Source organism: Arsenophonus sp. ENCA (genome assembly GCF_002287155.1).
Lineage (GTDB): Bacteria > Pseudomonadota > Gammaproteobacteria > Enterobacterales > Enterobacteriaceae > Arsenophonus > Arsenophonus nilaparvatae.
This window is the reverse complement of record NZ_NHNG01000680.1, coordinates 1-2,193: the sequence shown is the minus strand read 5'-3', so window position 1 is coordinate 2,193 and position 2,193 is coordinate 1. Positions and strand designations below refer to the sequence as shown.

Sequence of the window (2,193 nt, the reverse complement as noted above, 5' to 3'; positions counted from 1 at the left end):
TCATTTCTGGTGTCCAGCCATCGGCGCACAAAAGAACACACCGTATCCGATCGCATACAAGACGGTCACGACTTTCCCTGTGAAGATTTCTGAGCTTTAGTTTTTGTTCTTGTGAGAGATTAATGTTCATACCTATTAAATGGGCATTGCTCATGGAAAATCAAGCATCTTCAATGACGACGAGTATATTGAGGCTGGTGTTATGTTTGGACCGGGAAAAGCGGCCAATGCCGGAGGGGTTGCAACATCAGGTTTGGAAATGGCACAAAATGCGGCGCATTTGAGTTGGACAGCAGAAAAAGTGAATAGCCGTTTGAAACACATTATGTTAGATATTCACCAGAATTGTGTGAAATATGGTGGAGAAGATAAGCAGACTAATTATGTTAAAGGCGCTAATATTGCCGGTTTTGTTAAAGTCGCCGATGCGATGTTAGAACAAGGTATTCTGTAATAAATCAATAGCGATAGGGCAAATTAAAAACTAATTATATCGCTTAATGCTAGTAAAATTCTGAATATTATTTTGCTTATTGAACATCGCCTGCAACTATCCTTTTCAGGCGATGTTGTTAGCAAAAATTTGTCGATTATTATTTATCCTATCAACTGACCTATAGTTATATTAATCTTCATTTAGACTCATATGCAGGCGATCAATTAAAGGTTTAAACAAGTAATTTAGTAGCGACCGTTCGCCAGTACGAATAAAAACTTCTACTGGCATTCCTGGTTTGATGGTTAACTGATTTAGGCGTTGACGATTTTCATCATTTACTTGGACCTGTAATAAATAATAGGGCTCGCCAGTCTGTTCATTAAGTAGCCTATCAGCAGAAATCATCGTCACGTTGCCTTCCACTTTAGGAGTCGTACTTTGATTAAATGCAGTAAATTGTAACTCTACCGGTAAACCTAATTTCACTTGATCAATCAAGTGTACCGGAACCCGTGCATCAACTAATAGTGGTTGATCATCGGGAACAATCTCCATCATTTTTTGTCCGGCAGCGATTACGCCGCCTTCAGTAAAAATTGACATACCAATTATGGTGCCAGCAACCGGGGCACGTATTTGAGAATTATTCAGCATGAACTTCGCTTTAACGAGCTGACTGTTGGTATGATTAATTTTAGTTTGTGTGTCTGCCAGTTGGGCATGAACATCTTTTTGATATTCTTGTTGGAGTTTTTCGCTAAGCAGTTTTTGTTCTAATATTTGATGTTGGATGCGACTAATATCACCAAGAGTTTGCGCTAAATTACCATCGACTTCAGTATATTTATTTTCAGTTTCTAATAATGTATTGCGAGCAATATAGCCGTTTTTTTCTAATTCCCTTAATCCTTCTAATTGTTGCAATAACATAGTAAGTTGCGTTTTTTGGCTCTTTGCTTTTTGTTGTTGGGCATATAAAGTAGCGTTCAATCCGGTTATTTTTTCTTTAATGCTGGCCAACTCTAATTGTAAAACTTGATATTGGTTTTCCAGCAATTGTTGATTTAATTGAATAAGTTCGCTTATATCATGTTTCTTCATTTCACCTTGCAAAGCGGGTGAGAAAATCAACCGTTTTTTGCCCAGCTGTTCAGCTAATAAGCGGGCTTCTCTTACTAACAGTTCGTGGTATTGTTTTAGTTTTATATTGTATTCTGCATGCACTTCAACGGTGTTGAGTGTTAAAAGAATTTGTCCTGCTCGTACTTTTTCACCATTATTAACGGATAGTTGTTCAATAAGCCTGTTGCTCAATAGTGAAATAAAACTGCTTTCAATAAAAACAAGTTAGATACATCTAAAAAACACAAAAATAGGTTATTTTTTAATCTTATATAGGTCATTTTTAATTCAAAAATTGATTATTTTATCATCAATAGCTGGTTTTTTTGTAAGTCACAATTAATTTTGCTATTGAGCAACAGGCTTAATGATTGCTTTACATAAACGATTATCTCGTAACAGCCGCTCTTTGTTGATCATTTCAAACCTTTATTCTCTAAGTTAAACCTCTTTTTATTCTCAATAGCGTGACAAAAAATGCAAGTCTCTATTCAGCAACTAGTTTATTGTTCGCCTACCATTAGAGGCGCAGAGATGCGACTGCTGCCATCAACCGATGCACGTGATGGGTGAAGAAGTGCGTGAAGAGCTTGAATTGATACCGGCTCACGTACAGGTTACCCGTTATATCC

2 protein-coding genes and 1 pseudogene are annotated in these 2,193 nt (G+C 36.9%); 2 read left to right on the top strand and 1 reads right to left on the bottom strand.

What is annotated here, in order from left to right:
• Nucleotides 1-184: 184 nt before the first annotated feature.
• A pseudogene (locus CBG25_RS17885) lies at nt 185-454 on the top strand (glutamate dehydrogenase); the annotation flags it as partial.
• A gap of 171 nt (nt 455-625) precedes the next feature.
• On the opposite strand, the gene CBG25_RS17880 reads toward CBG25_RS17885, so the two are convergent.
• The gene (locus tag CBG25_RS17880; protein WP_290608351.1) at nt 626-1,753 is read right to left on the bottom strand and encodes an HlyD family type I secretion periplasmic adaptor subunit; all 1,128 of its coding nucleotides are present in this window, start codon (nt 1,751-1,753) and stop codon (nt 626-628) included.
• A 313-nt stretch (nt 1,754-2,066) separates the two neighbouring features.
• Here CBG25_RS17880 and CBG25_RS21545 point away from each other — a divergent pair.
• Nucleotides 2,067-2,193 (top strand): IS66 family transposase zinc-finger binding domain-containing protein (locus CBG25_RS21545; RefSeq protein ID WP_366212807.1); only part of this gene is annotated, 127 nt, incomplete at its 3' end.